Raw genomic sequence first — 18,558 nt, 5'->3', positions numbered from 1 at the left:
ATTGCTCCTTTAGTTGTTTAAAAATTGTTCAAAATGAAATTTACTTAAATCCGATTCTGTCAACTTTACTTGTTGTAATTCAACTTGCTTTTGTTGCATCAATTCCATCGCAAAATCATCATTGTGATAACTACGTAAGTAATTAATCTTGCTTATTCCCGCTTGTAATAAAAACTTTGTGCAGTGTACACATGGAAAATCAGTCACGTAAATTTCAGCTCCTTGAGCTGCAATTCCCATCTTAGCCATCTGGAGCAAGGCATTTTGTTCAGCATGAACTGCTCGAATACAATGTCCATCAACCATATAATCACCAACTTCATTACAATGAGGGGTCCCAGCAACTGAACCGTTGTATCCACTCGCAATTAATCGACCATCTTTTACTACTACTACCCCTACATGTAATCGCGTACAGGTACTACGTGAAGACAACATAACGGCCTGCATCATAAAATATTGCGGCCATTCAATTCTTTCACTATTCATTTTGTTAACCACCTTAATTTTAAGTGCCCTTATCATAGCAAATTATCAGTCTATTTAACAGGTGAACAAAATTATTATTAAATAACGTTTTAGTCTAATAGATTATTATTAAATAAAATAGCTCTTTAATTCAATATTGAATTAAAGATAAAAATGTTGTATAATGATTAATGGTGCTTAGTCTAGTTACATCCTATAAGATTCATAAATTGGTTCATATACCAATTTATTCAAAGCGAGGTCATCCTTGCATGAAAGGAAGTGTGAATTATGCCATCCGCATTAGCAGATATTAAAGATACACTTGATGCCCATATTGGAGAATCAGTTACTTTAACTACACACGAAAGTCGTCACCGTAATATTGAACATGAGGCCATTGTTCGTGAGACTTTCCGTTCTGTCTTTGTTTTAGATTTAAAACAAGATGGTGATCAATTTGATCGTGCTTCATTTAGTTATACTGATATTTTAACCAAAAACATTGAATTAGATTTCTAATTCTTATACATACTTTATAATACATGGACTTTCAATAACTCCCTAATCTCAACTTAGATTAGAGGGTTATTTTTATATATAAAAAAGCCCCCTAGTTTTATTATAGAAAAACTAGGGGGCTTTTATTTTTTAACCAGCTGTTGTTACATTTTGATCATCATATATTTTAACAATGTCATCTTCATTTAAATTAACTACTTCAAATTCATTGATATATGCATCTTTATAGTCCAAAGGAATGATCTTAAAGTGCGAAACAACATATTCGTTGCCTACAGATACATCAGGATCCTTGTCTAAAATAAATCCAGTTAAGGTAACCATTTCTGAATCGCTAAAGGCTTTGATGTCAACTTTGAAATATCTTTCAAAATCAAATAAGGTTAATTTACCATTAACTTTATAATGCATTCTGCCTTCATCATCAGATGCAATTTTTTCAATCAAGTCATCAGAAACATCATCAATTTCATCACGTACCGTTCCAAATAACTCTTCATATATATCTTTATCAGTTACAATTCCAGAAGTTCCACCATATTCATCTTTAACGACCACAATCGGTGCTCGATGGGTAATCATTTCTTCCAAGATATCTTGGATGTCTTGATTCTCGGACACATTTGGAATATTACGTAAAACAATCCGGACTGATGCTTCTGGATTGATTCGCATTTGCCGTACCAAGTCATAACTAAAGACATAACCTAAAATTTTATCTTTGTCATTATTAGCAACTACTGGTAAACGTGAAAATTTATCTTCTAAATACAGAGAAACAGCTTCACCAATAGTGGCCGTTACATCAATTACATCTAATTGAGTACGATCAATCATAATGTCAGCTGCGACCTTATCATTCATCTCAAAGGCCCGTTTCATGAAGGCCACATCTTCTGCATCTAGTTCACCAGCTTGTGCCGCATCCTCAGATAAAGATATGATTTCATTTTGTGAATAAATATCTTCATCTGGATGCGCACTGAAACCTAATAATTTAGTGATTGACGCAGCAGCACGATCGAAGATATAGATTAAGGGATATAATATCACGTGGAAGAACCGAACCGGACGAACAATCAATAACAGTGTTCGAACTGGTTTGTCAATCGCAATATTCTTTGGTACCAAATCTGTAAAGACCGCATGAATAAAGGTAAATATCAAAATTGCACCAATTGATGCGACTGGGTGGGCTAATTCTTTTGGTAAGATATGGGTTGAAAGGATCAAAGAAGCAATAAAAGCCTCACCAATCCAACCTAAAATCAAACTCGTCAACGTAATTCCCACCTGGGCCGTTGAAAGATATTCAGTCAGATGCTCCGTCATATGAAGCGCTCCGACCAAATTACGGCTTGGTTTACCTTCTCCAGCTTCGGCCATTGCTTTCAAAGCGCTTGGCCGGACTTTCACCAACGAATATTCGGTCAAAGTAAATAAGACCGCCAATAATAAGATCACAACAATTGCAATTAAATTATAGATAATGGACGCAGAATCCATAGGATAAAATACCTCTTTCTTTTTTATGTTCTTTTCATTTCAAGTACAACAATTATACTGAATTAATACTATTTACACAACCTTAATCCATAAATTTAATGGATTAAAGGATTAGATTAACTCCACATTAAATTTGTTTTATTTTAACATCTTCAAACAATTTTTAATACACACCAACTTCAGTTAATGCATTTTGTAATGTAATAAACTCTTCTAACGTTAACTTTTCCGCCCGAATTTTTGGATTAATTTTCGATATTTCTAAAGCATCTAATAATTTATCTTGCATCCCACCATTCTTACCGAAAGCAGTCGTTAAATTGTTCCATAATGTTTTGCGTCGCATTGCGAAGCCGATTTTAAATAACTTAAATAAACGTTGTTCATTATCAGGCAAAATTTCTAACGGTTCTCTAGGTTCAAGTACTACGATTGCTGAATCAACATTTGGATTTGGAATAAATGAAGTTCGATCGACATAAAAAGCAACCCGCGCCTGAACACGATATTGTACAGTCAATGACAATGATCCATATTCTTTCGTACCTGGTTCAGCTGCTAAGCGATCCGCAACCTCCTTTTGCATCATTACTACAATGGCATCAACTTCAATTCCTGATTCTAAAATTTGCATTAGGATGGGAGTTGTAATGTAGTAAGGCAAATTGGCAACAATCTTTAAAGGAGCACTAGGGTCAGTGAAATTTTCTTGCACTGCTGACATTAGATCAACTTTTAGAATATCTTGATTGATAATTTTAATATTATCATATGGTGATAATGTATCACCTAACACCGAAATTAACCGTTCGTCAATTTCAAAAGCAACTACTTCTTTAGCTGCTCGAGCTAATTGTTCGGTTAAAGCCCCAATTCCAGGCCCAATTTCAATTACATTATCATCTTTAGTAACGTTCCCAGCTAAAACAATGTTCTTTAAAATATTTAAATCTGTTAAAAAATTTTGCCCCAAGGACTTTTTAGTATTGATGCCATATTGATTCATAATGGCTTGCGTTCGCAATGGTGTCGCAATATCGGGATAATTAGCTGTCATTCTTCTGCTCCTTTAAAATTAAATTAATCTAGCTCGGTCAAAATTTTTAATAGTTCTTCTTTTTGAATACCGAACATCTGGATTCTTTTCATAAATTGCTTACCATTAACATACCCTAAATTTAAACGCTCTGATAAATAAGTTCGTCTAGCGCCTGCCTGTGGTCCATTAATTAAACCCCATTCTAATAAATCCTGTTTAGTAATATTGGATGAAATTTCTACAATATCATTACCAGCTACTTGTGCTAGGATCGTTTGAATATTATTCAATGTTGCATACTCAATACCTAAACTATGATGTTTAATATTTGCACCAGCTTGATCCTTAGTTAAAAAAGCATGCTTTGCATTAGGTGCAATTTGTGTGACAATTTTACGAATACGTTCACCATTAAAATCAGGATCAGTAAAAACAATTACCCCTCGCGTTTTAGCTGCACGTTCAATCGTTTTTTGCGTTAACTCATCGAGTGCTGATCCATTAGTTTCAATCGTATCAGCATCAACCGCTCGTTTAATTTTAGCAGTATCAGACTTACCTTCAACTACGATAATTTCATTAATTCTCATTATTTGTTTTCCAAAGACGATGAGCATTTTCGGTTGTAACTTTAGCTAAGTCATTGTATGGCATGTCTAATTGTTCTGCCAAATTTTCCAATACATATTTTACAAACATTGGTTCGTTAGTTTTACCACGCATTGGGACTGGTGCTAAGAATGGTGCATCAGTCTCTACTAATATACGATCTAATGGCACAACTTTAGCTGCATCTTTAATATCTTGAGCATTATTAAAGGTTACAATTCCAGAAAACGAAATATACATTCCTAAATCAAGGAATCGTTTAGCCTCTTCAGGTCCTCCAGTAAAGGAATGCATCACTCCACCAAAATCTTTAACATTACTATTACTCAAAATATCATATGTATCATCAAAGGCATCGCGTGAATGAATAGTAACTGGTTTATGCATTGAATTAGCTAGATAAAGTTGATTCTTCAATGCTCCCTTTTGAACCTCATGTCCTGGATTTTCAGGCCAATAATAGTCTAGTCCAGTTTCACCAATTCCAACTACATTGGGGTCAGCTAATTGTTCTTCCAAAATGGCCATTTCTTGACTATTAAAATTAACAAGATCTTCCGTTTGCCAACCAACAGTAGCATGAACCCCTTCAAGTTTTTTAGCTAGCTCAATTGCTCGCTCATTTCCAAGCTTATTATAACCGACGACATTCATTTCCATTACACGATATTCGCGTGCACGTGCCCAGTACGCCTCTGGGTCAATCCAAAGTTTCTCATCGTTTAAATGTGTGTGTGTGTCATAAGCATCAGTGGGACGCTTGGTTGGATCATAGATTGCCATATTGAACTCCTCAATTTCTTATTACTCTTTATTATATTATAACAAAATAAAAGGCTTACGGTGGTTAAGCGCAAGCCTTTCATATAATTCATATATTTTTAGGAGTAGGTAGGTATGAATATGTTGTTTAGGTATTCCCCTCTCAACACAATTAATCATAACTTTTCTACCTTAAATTAATAATAAGTTCTTTAAAAATATTTTATTTTGAGGCAAAAAAATAATGCCACCCAGGAAGCGGCACTATTTCTTTTTTAAGGAGTAGGTAGTATGAATATGTTGTTTAGGCATTCCCTCTCAACACAATTAATCATAACTTTTCTACCTTAAATTAATAATAAGTTTTTTAACATATTTTATTTTGAGGTAAAAAAATAATGTCACTCAGAGAGCGACACCATTTTCTTTTTTAGGAGTAGGTAGTATGAATATGTTGTTGTTTAGGTGTTCCCCTCTCAACACAATTAATCATAACTTTTCTACCTTAAATTAATAATAAGATTTTTTATTTTTTAACCTAATTCAGAACCAGCTTCAATCTCATCTGGCAAGATTGACAACGTGACGTTTCCATCTTTTTCAGCTGATAACAACATACCTTCTGAAACATATTTCTTCATCATTGTACGTGGCTTTAAGTTCGCAACAAAGGCTACTTTTTTACCAATTAATTGTTGATATTCTGGATACCATTTCTTAATTCCTGATAAAATTGTCCGACCTTTTGCAGTCCCGTCATCTAATTCAAACTTTAATAATTTCTTTGAATTTTCAATTTCTGAAACATTTTTAATTTCAGCAACCTTTAGAGAAACTTTTTCGAAATCATCAAATTCAATAAAATTCGGCTTAATCTCTTTTTGATCAACATTTTGCACCTTAGATTCAGCATTTTTAGCCTTTTTAACAGAAGCGGTTTCTTTTCCGCCCCCCATCATTGAGTCTCGAATATACGTAACTTCTTTTTCAACATCAATTCTTGGGAAAATTGGTGTTCCCTTTGATATAACTTTACCACCAGTTGGCAAATCAGAAAATTTCAATTGATCAATTGCTAAATTAGACTTAGATAATCCTAATTGTTTGAATATTTCTGCTGGTGTTCGTGACAAAGCCGGTTGAAGTAAAATAGCAATTACTCGCAATGAGGCAGCTAAATGAGCCATAACAGAGGCTAGAATTGATTGATTTTCTTCATTTTTAGCTAATACCCATGGTTGTGTTTCATCAATATACTTATTTGCTCGAGAAATTAACTTCCAAACTTCTGCTAATGCATCTGAAACATGAAGAATTTGCATATTTTCGTTATATTTGGCAATTACTTCATCAGTTATCTCAATCAAATTTTCATCAAATTCAGTCGCACCTGTTTCCAAAGTTGGAATTACTCCATCTTCGTACTTATTAATCATTGCAACAGTTCGATTTAATAAGTTTCCAAGATCGTTAGCCAAATCAGAATTCAATTTACCAACGAAATCTTCAGGGGTAAATATTCCGTCATTACCAAATGGCATAGCTCGTAAAAGATAATAACGAACTGCATCAACGCCATAACGATCAGCTAAGACATCAGGATAAACAACATTTCCTTTTGACTTAGACATTTTACCATCTTTCATGGTCAACCAACCATGACCAATAACATTTTCTGGTAATTCTAATCCTAAAGCGTGTAACATAATTGGCCAGTAAATTGTATGGAAACGAACAATTTCTTTTCCTAATAATTGAACGTTAGCAGGCCAATATTTTTTAAACTTACTATCATCTTCAGAATCATATCCAAGAGCCGTAATATAATTTGATAGTGCATCAATCCAAACATAAATAACGTGCTTAGGATCAGATTCCACTGGTACACCCCATTTGAATGAAGTTCGTGTCACTGCTAAGTCTTCCAAACCTGGCTTAATGAAGTTATTAATCATTTCATTCATTCGCGTTACAGGTTGGATAAAATCAGGATGAGCTTGATAATATTCAAGTAACCAATCAGCATATTTAGACATAGCAAAGAAATATGACTCTTCTTTAACTAATTCAACTTCATGTCCAGATGGAGCCTTACCACCAATCACTTTTCCAGATTCATCACGATATGCTTCAGCTAATTGTGACTCGGTAAAGTATTCTTCATCATCTACAGAATACCATCCTTCATATTCGCCTTTATAGATGTCCCCTTGTTCTAGCAATTGGTTAAAAATCTTAGTAACAGCTTTTTCATGAATTTCGTCAGTTGTACGAATGAATCCATCATTAGTAATATCTAAAGAAGCCCATAATTTTTTGATATCATCAGCCATACTATCAACATAAGCTTGAGGAGTAACACCCATTTTATCAGCTTTTTGTTCAATTTTTAGTCCATGCTCATCGGTTCCCGTTAAATAATAAACATCTTCGTTTAATAAGCGATGATATCGAGCTGCTGCATCTGCTAAAACAGTTGTATAAGTATTACCAATATGTAGCTTCCCTGATGGGTAATAGATTGGCGTTGTAATATAAAAAGTCTTTTTATCTGTCATGTTTTCCTACTTTCAAAATACAAATGAGTATTCGTTATAAATTTTTTGTTTCTTACCTATAATAGCTAATATAACTCTTCATTAATTATATCAGAACCCTTATCAATTGACGCCTTAATATCATAAGATTTGTTGGCTTTAATAACTTATTGAATTCCATGCTAGAAAGGAACCTGATTTTCAAAAAACATAACAAAAAAGCCCATCAAAATGATGAGCTTTAAATATGCACCGCGACTTCCTATCCTCGCAGGAGGCGATCCTCCAACTACTTTCGGCGTGACTGAGCTTAACTTCTGTGTTCGGGATGGGAACAGGTGTGACCTCAGTGCTATCGTCACGACACGTATTAAATTGTTGAGAGTTAGTTCCCTCAAAACTGAATCATATATATTTATAAATTTTAACAATACACCTTGAACCACCACGTCGTATTCAACTTGGTTAAGTCCTCGAACCATTAGTACTAGTCCGCTCCATACCTCACGGTACTTCCACTTCTAGCCTATCTACCTCATCATCTATAAGGGGTCTTACTTCTTTCGAATGGGAAATCTCATCTCGAGGCGAGTTTCACACTTAGATGCTTTCAGCGTTTATCTCATCCGTACATAGCTACTCAGCGATGCTCCTGGCGGAACAACTGATACACCAGTGGTACGTCCACCCCGGTCCTCTCGTACTAAGGGCAGCTCCTCTCAAATTTCCTACGCCCGCGACGGATAGGGACCGAACTGTCTCACGACGTTCTGAACCCAGCTCGCGTACCGCTTTAATGGGCGAACAGCCCAACCCTTGGGACCGACTACAGCCCCAGGATGCGATGAGCCGACATCGAGGTGCCAAACCTCCCCGTCGATGTGGACTCTTGGGGGAGATAAGCCTGTTATCCCCAGGGTAGCTTTTATCCGTTGAGCGATGGCCCTTCCATGCGGAACCACCGGATCACTAAGTCCTACTTTCGTACCTGCTCGACCTGTTAGTCTCGCAGTCAAGCTCGCTTATGCCTTTACACTCTGCGAATGATTTCCAACCATTCTGAGCGAACCTTTGAGCGCCTCCGTTACCTTTTAGGAGGCGACCGCCCCAGTCAAACTGCCTGCCAGACACTGTCTTCCACCACGATTAGTGGTGTGAGTTAGAGTGATCATACAACGAGGGTAGTATCCCACTATTGCCTCCATCGAAACTAGCGTTCCGATTTCTACGGCTCCTACCTATTCTGTACAAGCTGCACAAGCACTCAATATCAAGCTACAGTAAAGCTCCATGGGGTCTTTCCGTCCTGTCGCGGGTAACCCGCATCTTCACGGGTATTTAAATTTCACCGAGTCTCTCGTTGAGACAGTGCCCAGATCGTTACGCCTTTCGTGCGGGTCGGAACTTACCCGACAAGGAATTTCGCTACCTTAGGACCGTTATAGTTACGGCCGCCGTTTACTGGGGCTTCAATTCGCACCTTCGCCGAAGCTAAGCACTCCTTTTAACCTTCCAGCACCGGGCAGGCGTCAGCCCCTATACGTCATCTTTCGATTTTGCAGAAACCTGTGTTTTTGATAAACAGTCGCCTGGGCCTATTCACTGCGGCTCAGCTTGCGCTGAGCACCCCTTCTCCCGAAGTTACGGGGTCATTTTGCCGAGTTCCTTAACGAGAGTTCACTCGCACACCTTAGGATTCTCTCCTCGACTACCTGTGTCGGTTTGCGGTACGGGCAGGTAAACACTAACTAGAAGCTTTTCTCGGCAGCGTGACATCATGGACTTCTCTACTTTATTTCGATCCTCATCATCACTTGTTCTTAAAGGGATAAGCATTTAACTACTCCCAAAACTTGTGATTTAACCCAGCACTTCCAGTCGCTGGGATCCATTAGCCTTCTGCGTCCCTCCATCGTTCAAACATGTTCACCTGGTACTGGAATCTCAACCAGTTATCCATCGACTACGCCTTTCGGCCTCGCCTTAGGTCCCGACTAACCCTGGGAGGACGAGCCTTCCCCAGGAAACCTTAGTCATTCGGTGGACAGGATTCTCACCTGTCTTTCGCTACTCATACCGGCATTCTCACTTCTATGCGCTCCACCAGTCCTCACGGTCTGACTTCATTGCCCATAGAACGCTCTCCTATCGCGCCACTTACGTGGCACCCGTAGTTTCGGTGGTGTGTTTAGCCCCGGTACATTTTCGGCGCAGAATCACTCGACTAGTGAGCTATTACGCACTCTTTAAATGGTGGCTGCTTCTGAGCCAACATCCTAGTTGTCTATGCAACTCCACATCCTTTTCCACTTAACACACACTTAGGGACCTTAACTGACGATCTGGGCTGTTCCCCTTTCGACAATGGATCTTATCACTCACTGTCTGACTCCCGGACATACGTAATTGGCATTCGGAGTTTATCTTAATTTGGTAACCCGAGATGGGCCCCGCACCAAAACAGTGCTCTACCTCCAATACGCTACATTCCGAGGCTAGCCCTAAAGCTATTTCGGAGAGAACCAGCTATCTCCAAGTTCGATTGGAATTTCACCTCTACCCACACCTCATCCTAGCATTTTTCAACATGCACAGGTTCGGGCCTCCAGTGCGTCTTACCACACCTTCACCCTGGACATGGGTAGGTCACCTGGTTTCGGGTTTACAACTACATACTATGTCGCCCATTTCAGACTCGCTTTCGCTACGGCTCCGGTCTTTCCACCTTAACCTTGCATGTAATCATAACTCGCCGGTTCATTCTACAAAAGGCACGCCATCACCCATTAACGGGCTCTGACTTCTTGTAGGCACATGGTTTCAGGAACTTTTTCACTCCCCTTCCGGGGTGCTTTTCACCTTTCCCTCACGGTACTGGTTCACTATCGGTCACTAGGTAGTATTTAGCCTTGGGAGATGGTCCTCCCAGATTCCGACCGGATTTCACGTGTCCGGCCGTACTCAGGATCCTACACGGGAGATTGTACGTTTTCGTCTACAGGGCTATCACCTTGTTTCGCGTGGTTTCCCAACCACTTCGACTAACATACAATTTTGTAACTCCACAACGGTAGTCCTACAACCCCAAAGTGCAAGCACTTTGGTTTGGGCTCTTCCGGGTTCGCTCGCCGCTACTGACGGAATCGATATTTCTTTCTACTCCTGTTGCTAATGAGATGTTTCAGTTCACAACGTCTACCTTCAACTAGTCTATATATTCAACTAGTGATAACTTGCATAACAAGTTGGGTTCCCCCATTCGGAAATCTCCGGATCAAAGCTTACTTACAGCTCCCCGAAGCATATCGGTGTTAGTACCGTCCTTCATCGGCTCCTAGTGCCAAGGCATTCACCATGCGCCCTTAATAACTTAACCGATCAACTTTCGTTGATGATTCAAGCTTGAGTATGCGACCTAACGGTCGCTTGCGATTACCACAATATAAATATTGTGATGAACTAATTAAAAAACTCAAAAAATAACGCGGTGTAATTCACTGTCAATCATCATTGCGATGATCAACTATTGATTTACTCGGTTCAATTTATATTGTATTCAATAAAATTGAAATTTTTAAAATTTATATATATGATTCAGTTTTCAAAGAACTAATTTAACACCGAAGTGTTAATGGAGAATAGCGGGATCGAACCGCTGACCTCCTGCTTGCAAAGCAGGCGCTCTCCCAGCTGAGCTAATTCCCCAATAAAATTAAATTGAGTGTAGAACACTCAAAACTAAATAACGTTTCAATGAATATGCAGGTTTCCGATTTTCCTTAGAAAGGAGGTGATCCAGCCGCAGGTTCTCCTACGGCTACCTTGTTACGACTTCACCCTAATCATCTGTCCCACCTTAGGCGGCTGGCTCCTAATAAAAGGTTACCTCACCGACTTTGGGTGTTACAAACTCTCATGGTGTGACGGGCGGTGTGTACAAGACCCGGGAACGTATTCACCGCGGCGTGCTGATCCGCGATTACTAGCGATTCCGACTTCGTGTAGGCGAGTTGCAGCCTACAGTCCGAACTGAGACAAGCTTTAAGAGATTTGCGCACCCTCGCGGGTTGGCGACTCGTTGTACTTGCCATTGTAGCACGTGTGTAGCCCAGGTCATAAGGGGCATGATGATTTGACGTCATCCCCGCCTTCCTCCGGTTTGTCACCGGCAGTCTTGCTAGAGTGCCCAACTAAATGCTGGCAACTAACAATAAGGGTTGCGCTCGTTGCGGGACTTAACCCAACATCTCACGACACGAGCTGACGACAACCATGCACCACCTGTCACTTTGTCCCCGAAGGGAAAGCTCCATCTCTGGAGTGGTCAAAGGATGTCAAGACCTGGTAAGGTTCTTCGCGTTGCTTCGAATTAAACCACATGCTCCACCGCTTGTGCGGGTCCCCGTCAATTCCTTTGAGTTTCAACCTTGCGGTCGTACTCCCCAGGCGGAGTGCTTAATGCGTTAGCTTCGTCACTCAAGGGCGGAAACCCTCGAACAACTAGCACTCATCGTTTACAGTGTGGACTACCAGGGTATCTAATCCTGTTTGCTACCCACACTTTCGAGCCTCAACGTCAGTTACAGTCCAGAAAGCCGCCTTCGCCACTGGTGTTCTTCCTTATATCTACGCATTTCACCGCTACACATGGAGTTCCACTTTCCTCTACTGCACTCAAGTTATCCAGTTTCCAAAGCAATTCCTCGGTTGAGCCGAGGGCTTTCACTTCAGACTTAAATAACCGTCTGCGCTCGCTTTACGCCCAATAAATCCGGATAACGCTTGGAACATACGTATTACCGCGGCTGCTGGCACGTATTTAGCCGTTCCTTTCTGGTAAGATACCGTCACACATTGAACAGTTACTCTCAATGTCATTCTTCTCTTACAACAGTGTTTTACGAGCCGAAACCCTTCATCACACACGCGGCGTTGCTCCATCAGACTTTCGTCCATTGTGGAAGATTCCCTACTGCTGCCTCCCGTAGGAGTATGGGCCGTGTCTCAGTCCCATTGTGGCCGGTCAGTCTCTCAACTCGGCTATGTATCATTGTCTTGGTGAGCCATTACCTCACCAACTAACTAATACACCGCGGGACCATCTCTTAGTGATAGCAAGACCATCTTTTAAACTAAAACCATGCGGTTTTAATTATTATACGGTATTAGCATTTGTTTCCAAATGTTATCCCCTGCTAAGAGGTAGGTTTCCCACGTGTTACTCACCCGTTCGCCACTCATTGCAATGTTGAAAATCAAATCTGAACAAGTTCTTCATATCATTTCAACCACAATGCGTTCGACTTGCATGTATTAGGCACGCCGCCAGCGTTCATCCTGAGCCAGGATCAAACTCTCAATTTAAAATTGAAAAGCTTGAGTATAACTCAATCTTTTTTGTTGTTGTTTAACAGTTGTTAAACGAATTTACTAGCGAAATTGACTTCGCAAATGTTTGTATCTTCCATATTATAAATATGAGACACACCTGCACATTTGTTTCATCGAAACGTTATTTAGTTTTCAATGTTCTACTCGTCACCTCTCACGAGACAACTTAATTAGTATAACAAGTAATTAATTTGATGTCAACAACTAATTTTAATTAGTTTTAAACTTGTTTGTTGCCTTATTTGTTTCGTTCCAACAACATTTATTAATATTACTAGCAAAACTACTTTTCGTCAATAGTATTTTTTACTTTTTTTAAAATTAATTATATCCGATAGTTTTATTATAAATTAATGCGATATAAATTACCTGTAAACAGCTATTAACATGCCTACCTCAAGCAATATTCTAGTAATTAAAAAGATTGATTGCTTCATAACAATCAATCTTTTTAAATCATCAATTTGATTAATAGGCTGTATAAGGTTGTTTTAATTGTTCGAATAATTCTTTAGTGGGCAAAGCATAAAGTTCCTTGAAGAATTCTGCAGTATTAGTTCCTGGAGCTTTTAATATGAAACTATTTTGACCAGAAGTTTTATCTTCACCAATAAAGACGGCATTCTTATTGTTGTCATCCCCAAATTGATTGAAATCAACATGACGAATTCCATAATTACTTGAGACCGGTTGTTCTAATTGTTCAGCTGAAAGCACTGGTGTAACCGTTGCAAATTCTTGAGCATGTATTTCAGGTAAATCCCATGCCAACATTTGAGCATCAAAGCCCTTAAACAAAGTTTGAATTGCTTGACCAACAGTAAATGGATCTTTAATCTTTTCAACTATCATTTGATCAAAGAGTAGTTCAGCTGCAGCAAAAGATTCAGGAAATTTACTCTTTAATTCATTATTGATTTCATCTACATCCTCTGAAACAGCAGATAAAAACACTTTAGTATCAATTAATGTTAGCAACCGTAGAGCAGCTTCATCTTGCTTTCCATCTTCAGGTGTTAATGTATTTAAAACACCATTTATATAAGCTTTAACCACTTCATTCGTTAATTGACCATGCTTGGCTTGTTCTCGATAGATAATTGCATTTAACGCTGGCTGATACAAATAGGTCATCATAATCATCAATTGCTCATCAATTTTTTCTTCTTTAGTCCGCAATTGGAAATAAACCTGTGGGTATCCATTTAAAGTCAGCATCATTTTTAACATTTCACGAGTAGCTTCAAAATCAGGCGCCGTTAGATCATTCACCTCAATCATTAAACGACTACCAAGAGCGTCAGTCGTTACATGTTCAGGTAAAATCATATTAGTTTTAGTTCCCGTCGTCCGTAAAACAATTGATCCGGGGTAAATTTGATTCAATTGATCTAACAATTGTTGTGTTTCCTTTGAAAATCCCATTATTATTTTCCTCTTATTCTTTTTAATAATTTCACTGCTTGTTGACTATCTTTAATTGAACTTTGCTTAATTAGGTCAGCTAAAAGGTTAACTTCTAATCCAACTGCACCAACCTGAACTGCCAAAGATTTTGCTTGTAACCCCATATGTCCGCGTTGAATTCCTTCGGTTACTAAAGAACGAAGTGCTGCTAAATGTTGAGCTATCCCAACTGAGACAATTAAATCTGTTAGTTCTTCCACTGTAGGGTTTTTCATTATTTTATGATTTAGTTGAACTAAAGGAACAATCCCTATTGATCCTCCAACAATTCCAACTAAGATTGGCATCGAAGTAGTCCCCACAAGTTGATCATCTTGAACTTTCCATTGAATAAGCCCTTTATATTGACCATCTCGAGCCGCAAATGCATGCAAAGCCGCATTAACATTACGTGTATCATTTCCACTGGCTAATACTATAGCTTCAATCCCATTCATAATACCCTTATTTGCTGTAACAGCTCGATTAACCGATATTTGTTCAATTTTGTTAGCTTGCACAATTTTCTTCGCAATCGTTGACCCATCCAAATCAGACTTACCGACCAACGCCTCAAACGGTATACGAACTTGAGCATCAGTCACTGCATATTTAGCATTGTTAGATAAAATAGCCATCAAAACTTGATAGCCCACCTTACGCAAATAATCAGCCACAGCCTCAACCATTGTGTTGGTTAAGTTAGCTCCCATTGCTGCCTTGGGATCAACCAATATGTTAATTTCCGCAGTTTGTGCATCAAGTTTTGTTAGTTTAACTATCTGCGCTCCACCGCCCCTTTTAAGCATTGAAGGATGTGCATCATTAGCAATTTCCAAGATTTTAATTTGATTAGTTTCGATAAACTTTTGTAGGGACCCAAAGTCATCAATCTCCGTTAAAATAATTTGTCCCATCATTAAACGCTGTTGTCGAATTGTCTTAATTCCCGTTCCAGCTGAAATCATTTTGGCTCCATAATTTGCTGCCGCAATGACACTCGGTTCTTCAGTCGCCATTGGAACAATCCAATCTTTTTGATTAACTTTTAAGTTAAACAATAAGCCTGTAGGAACTCCAAATTGGTAAATATAATTCTCGACTTGAGCCTCTCCGACGAGATCATAATGTGCTTGGAACAATGCTAATTCATTCTGATCAAATTTATAATCCTCTTGTAGCCGCCTAATACGTTGAGCTTGATCTAAATGATAAAAGCCCGACCACTTATTCATCACTTTCCTCCAAGTCCTCTTTATCAACTATTCGATAACTAACTTTCTGATTTTCACCTGATTTTTTTTGATATGCCAATAAACGTTGATTTCCGTCTGTATCAAAATCACCAAGATCAATATAAACCATATCTTCTTCATAAACTAATCCATGGAATGCACTGGATAAAATATCATGCGTTGGTCGCATAAAATTCTGTGTCTCATCAACACGTATCACCGCATTTTTTAATGTATTCCCTTGATCCAAATAGGTTTTTATCATCATAATTCTAATAAACATTTTAAACGGGTAGATTCTTCCAGACTGTTCATCTTCCCGTTCCAAAGGCATAATAATCCCTTTGCTTTCCCAATACCTTAATTGGCGTGCTGATATTCCAGACATTGATTCAATTTCGCCAATTCTAAATACATATTGTGACATGTTAAATCCAAATTTTAACTGTTCTTTTTTAAATAAATATTTCATATTACTATTCCCGCCTCCCTTTTTATTTTTGGTTAGGCCAGTTTTCACCTACTTAATAGTTTCTGTTTCAAACTTAATTATTCATTCTATTTAAAAATAAATCCTCATCAACTTTAAAAATAAAATTAACGTTCAGCGTAATTATAACGTATTTATGAAACTAAATAAAAAAAGAAGCTAATTAATCTAGCACGACTATGATTTAGATTTAATAATCTAACCACAAAGTCTACTATGATCTATAGCTTCCTAAATTTAATACTATGGATTTGGTTCATTATCCGCTCCGGCATCATGCTTATCAACATCATCCGGATTTTGTTGCGTAATTCTTGAAGTATCTGAACGCGGCTCCGATTTTTCTGGCGCGTCGGTCTGATAAAGGTCCACTGTACTCTTATCTCCGTTCTTATGATAAAGGTCAGTAGCATTATCTCCTAACTTGACTGACAAGTTTTCCAACTTTCCTAAGCCATGCGCATAATTGTACTTCTGTGCTTGAATTGGTTTAAATTTCTTTGGAGTATAGAAACGTAAGAGGTCTTTTTGATTTATTGAATCAGAAACCGATAATTGTTTATTAACCTTCTCTTGAATTTTATCTACTTTAGCTTGTTGCTTAGTCGTTAATTTCTTAAGCACCTTCCCATTACTATCGTAAATTTCATCTCCAGCCCTACTGTATTCAGGTGTTATCCAATTATTATTACGGAATGCCACAATTTGTTCCTTTTTAGAATCCAACAAATTCTGACCAACATTCACATATTGCTTTGCATTCTTAACACCTAAGAGACGAAGCAAAGTTGGCATTACGTCAACTTCACCACCATAAGTATCCTTAATTCCACCACCATGCCAGCCCGGCATATTTACCATAAACGGAACTCGCTGCAATTGTTGATTATCCCAATCCGTCCAATCATCAGCAGACTTACCGATAACTGGTGCTAAACTCTTATTTTCAGAATTAGAAATTCCGTAATGATCACCATATAAAACAATCATTGAATTATCAGCTAATCCAGACTTATCCAAATAGTCATAAAATTCTTTGATTGATTGATCTAAGTAATGATTAGTTTCAAAGTATCCATTCACTACATCTGAATCCGTAGATGCCGTTTGGAAATTAGCATCCTTATCTCGGTCATCAAGAGCATAAGGGAAATGGTTCGTCACCGTAATATATTTAGCATAAAACGGTTGTTGAAGTCTTTCCAAATATTTAATGGAATCATTAAACAATAATTTGTCTTTAAGCCCATATCCCATTGCCTTGTCGCCAGATGTATCGTAATAACTAGCATCAAAGAAATACTGATAACCCATATTTTTATAAACGTTATTTCGATTCCAAAAACTAGCATTATTTCCATGGAACACTGCTGAAGAATAATTCTGTGTTTGATGTAGGATTGCTGGCATCGCTTGGAAAGTTTGATCTGAACCGTGCGAAGCAAACAATGAACCTGATGGCAGACCAAAAGTTCCAGTCTCCAACATATTTTCCGCATCTGATGTCTTACCCTGACCAACCTGATTAAAAAAGTTACTAAAGCTTAAAGTTGAGTCAGAATGATACAAACTATTCAGGAATGGTGTCACTTCTTGTCCATTTAACTGCATATCAATGACAAATTGCTGAAATGATTCCAAATGAATAACAAAGACATTTTTACCCTTTGCCACCCCCTGATACTTCGTTACATCAGATAAATTATGATCATCAATATAATCCAAAGCCTTTTGTACATCGGTTTTCTTAACCGAATTTCGTTCACGATTAATATTGCGGAGACGAACACCATCAGAAATAGTAAATGCATCAATTCCTAAATATTTCACCATATAGTTTGAATCAAATTGCCGTCCAATTAATTGAGGGCGATCAATCTCACCCAAAGTTAGAGTCAACATAAAGAGGAATATCCCTAATGTTGAGAAGGCAAAACTCATAAATTTATTTGGTGCTTCATTATCAGCCTTAATTTTTTTAAATAAAAATAAACCAATAATAACTACAAAATCAAGCCAGAAAAAGATATCATGAAAATTAGCTAAAGCTAGTCCTGATGCACTTAGTCCCTGGTTAACCTTGTTATAACCCAACATCGTAGAAACGGACATAAAATCAGTAAATTCACGATAATAAATAACATTTAAATAAAGTAATAATGTATTGATAAATGCCATTACAATTGCAATTGGATAAAAATAACGACTTTTTCTAAAATAAAAGGCTAATCCAATAAATAATAATGGCAACGGCAATGGATTCAAAATAATCGTAATCACTTGAATGACACTTGACCCACTAAATAAATTAAAATCCAATACATAGGCCATCATGCTCTTCAGCCAAAATAATAATACCAACAAAATAATAAAACCAAGACGCGATTTTATCCAATCAAATCGACCATAATGTCTCAAAACTGCTCCTCCTTCAAGCCAATTAGTAATTTTTAAACTTACAAAATGGTGAGTTTGCTAAATTTATAAAAGCCATAATTAAAATTAACCGGTCGATATCACAGGTCAATTTATTTCTTAAATTAATTTAAGATC

11 protein-coding genes, 1 tRNA gene and 3 rRNA genes are annotated in these 18,558 nt (G+C 37.8%); 1 reads left to right on the top strand and 14 read right to left on the bottom strand.

The window, feature by feature from the left end:
• Window positions 1-9: 9 nt before the first annotated feature.
• A complete protein-coding gene (locus tag WKK_RS03920) occupies window positions 10-489 on the bottom strand; it encodes a ComE operon protein 2 (RefSeq protein ID WP_006846223.1) in 480 nt (159 codons plus the stop codon).
• Window positions 490-759: 270 nt separating this feature from the next.
• Between WKK_RS03920 and WKK_RS03915 the strand changes: the two genes are divergently transcribed.
• On the top strand, window positions 760-990 hold the full coding sequence (locus WKK_RS03915; protein ID WP_006846222.1) for a Veg family protein: 231 nt from the start codon (window positions 760-762) through the stop codon (window positions 988-990).
• A 129-nt stretch (window positions 991-1,119) separates the two neighbouring features.
• Here the strand turns inward: WKK_RS03915 and WKK_RS03910 are convergent, their stop codons facing one another.
• The 13 genes from WKK_RS03910 to WKK_RS03850 form a co-directional block, all read right to left on the bottom strand.
• Window positions 1,120-2,496 (bottom strand): hemolysin family protein, encoded by a 1,377-nt coding sequence (locus WKK_RS03910; RefSeq protein ID WP_013989535.1) that lies wholly within the window; start codon window positions 2,494-2,496, stop codon window positions 1,120-1,122.
• 163 nt (window positions 2,497-2,659) lie between these two features.
• Entirely contained in the window at window positions 2,660-3,553 is an 894-nt protein-coding gene (gene rsmA / locus WKK_RS03905; RefSeq protein WP_013989534.1) for a 16S rRNA (adenine(1518)-N(6)/adenine(1519)-N(6))-dimethyltransferase RsmA, read from the bottom strand.
• A gap of 23 nt (window positions 3,554-3,576) precedes the next feature.
• Window positions 3,577-4,125: a ribonuclease M5 gene (gene rnmV, locus WKK_RS03900; protein ID WP_006846219.1), complete on the bottom strand. Its 549-nt coding sequence runs from the start codon at window positions 4,123-4,125 to the stop codon at window positions 3,577-3,579.
• Complete coding sequence (locus tag WKK_RS03895) at window positions 4,115-4,927, bottom strand: TatD family hydrolase (protein ID WP_006846218.1); 813 nt, start codon at window positions 4,925-4,927, stop codon at window positions 4,115-4,117. The genes rnmV and WKK_RS03895 overlap by 11 nt, the downstream gene beginning before the upstream one ends.
• A 512-nt stretch (window positions 4,928-5,439) precedes the next feature.
• Complete coding sequence (metG, locus tag WKK_RS03890; RefSeq protein ID WP_013989533.1) at window positions 5,440-7,464, bottom strand: methionine--tRNA ligase; 2,025 nt, start codon at window positions 7,462-7,464, stop codon at window positions 5,440-5,442.
• A gap of 228 nt (window positions 7,465-7,692) precedes the next feature.
• Window positions 7,693-7,809: ribosomal RNA gene (rrf, locus tag WKK_RS03885) — 5S ribosomal RNA — on the bottom strand.
• Between the two features lie 95 nt (window positions 7,810-7,904).
• Window positions 7,905-10,819, bottom strand: a 23S ribosomal RNA gene (locus WKK_RS03880).
• A gap of 256 nt (window positions 10,820-11,075) precedes the next feature.
• Window positions 11,076-11,148, bottom strand: a tRNA-Ala gene (locus tag WKK_RS03875).
• A 78-nt stretch (window positions 11,149-11,226) separates the two neighbouring features.
• A 16S ribosomal RNA gene (locus WKK_RS03870) occupies window positions 11,227-12,807 on the bottom strand.
• Together the 16S, 23S and 5S rRNA genes with 1 tRNA gene alongside form the textbook arrangement of a ribosomal RNA operon.
• Before the next feature lie 495 nt (window positions 12,808-13,302).
• The gene (locus WKK_RS03865; RefSeq protein WP_006846216.1) at window positions 13,303-14,259 is read right to left on the bottom strand and encodes a hypothetical protein; all 957 of its coding nucleotides are present in this window, start codon (window positions 14,257-14,259) and stop codon (window positions 13,303-13,305) included.
• A gap of 2 nt (window positions 14,260-14,261) precedes the next feature.
• Window positions 14,262-15,515 (bottom strand): hydroxymethylglutaryl-CoA reductase, degradative, encoded by a 1,254-nt coding sequence (locus WKK_RS03860; protein ID WP_013989532.1) that lies wholly within the window; start codon window positions 15,513-15,515, stop codon window positions 14,262-14,264.
• Window positions 15,508-15,987 (bottom strand): MerR family transcriptional regulator, encoded by a 480-nt coding sequence (locus WKK_RS03855; RefSeq protein WP_006846214.1) that lies wholly within the window; start codon window positions 15,985-15,987, stop codon window positions 15,508-15,510. Before WKK_RS03855 ends, WKK_RS03860 begins: the two co-directional genes overlap by 8 nt.
• 261 nt (window positions 15,988-16,248) lie before the next feature.
• Window positions 16,249-18,423, bottom strand: coding sequence for an LTA synthase family protein (locus WKK_RS03850; protein ID WP_013989531.1), 2,175 nt, complete (start codon window positions 18,421-18,423; stop codon window positions 16,249-16,251).
• Window positions 18,424-18,558 lie beyond the last annotated feature (135 nt).

It is taken from the genome of Weissella koreensis KACC 15510, assembly GCF_000219805.1.
GTDB classification, from domain to species: Bacteria; Bacillota; Bacilli; order Lactobacillales; family Lactobacillaceae; genus Weissella; species Weissella koreensis.
The sequence above is the reverse complement of the archived record's forward strand: the minus strand, read 5'-3'. Positions and strand labels throughout refer to the sequence as shown.

Excerpts from the sequence above, each read along its gene's own strand:
- WKK_RS03920 (WP_006846223.1), bottom strand. The coding sequence starts at position 489 with ATGAATAGTGAAAGAATTGAATGGCCGCAATATTTTATGATGCAGGCC.
- WKK_RS03915 (WP_006846222.1), top strand. The coding sequence starts at position 760 with ATGCCATCCGCATTAGCAGATATTAAAGATACACTTGATGCCCATATT.
- WKK_RS03910 (WP_013989535.1), bottom strand. The coding sequence starts at position 2,496 with ATGGATTCTGCGTCCATTATCTATAATTTAATTGCAATTGTTGTGATC.
- rsmA (WP_013989534.1), bottom strand. The coding sequence starts at position 3,553 with ATGACAGCTAATTATCCCGATATTGCGACACCATTGCGAACGCAAGCC.
- rnmV (WP_006846219.1), bottom strand. The coding sequence starts at position 4,125 with ATGAGAATTAATGAAATTATCGTAGTTGAAGGTAAGTCTGATACTGCT.
- WKK_RS03895 (WP_006846218.1), bottom strand. The coding sequence starts at position 4,927 with ATGGCAATCTATGATCCAACCAAGCGTCCCACTGATGCTTATGACACA.
- metG (WP_013989533.1), bottom strand. The coding sequence starts at position 7,464 with ATGACAGATAAAAAGACTTTTTATATTACAACGCCAATCTATTACCCA.
- WKK_RS03865 (WP_006846216.1), bottom strand. The coding sequence starts at position 14,259 with ATGGGATTTTCAAAGGAAACACAACAATTGTTAGATCAATTGAATCAA.
- WKK_RS03860 (WP_013989532.1), bottom strand. The coding sequence starts at position 15,515 with ATGAATAAGTGGTCGGGCTTTTATCATTTAGATCAAGCTCAACGTATT.
- WKK_RS03855 (WP_006846214.1), bottom strand. The coding sequence starts at position 15,987 with ATGAAATATTTATTTAAAAAAGAACAGTTAAAATTTGGATTTAACATG.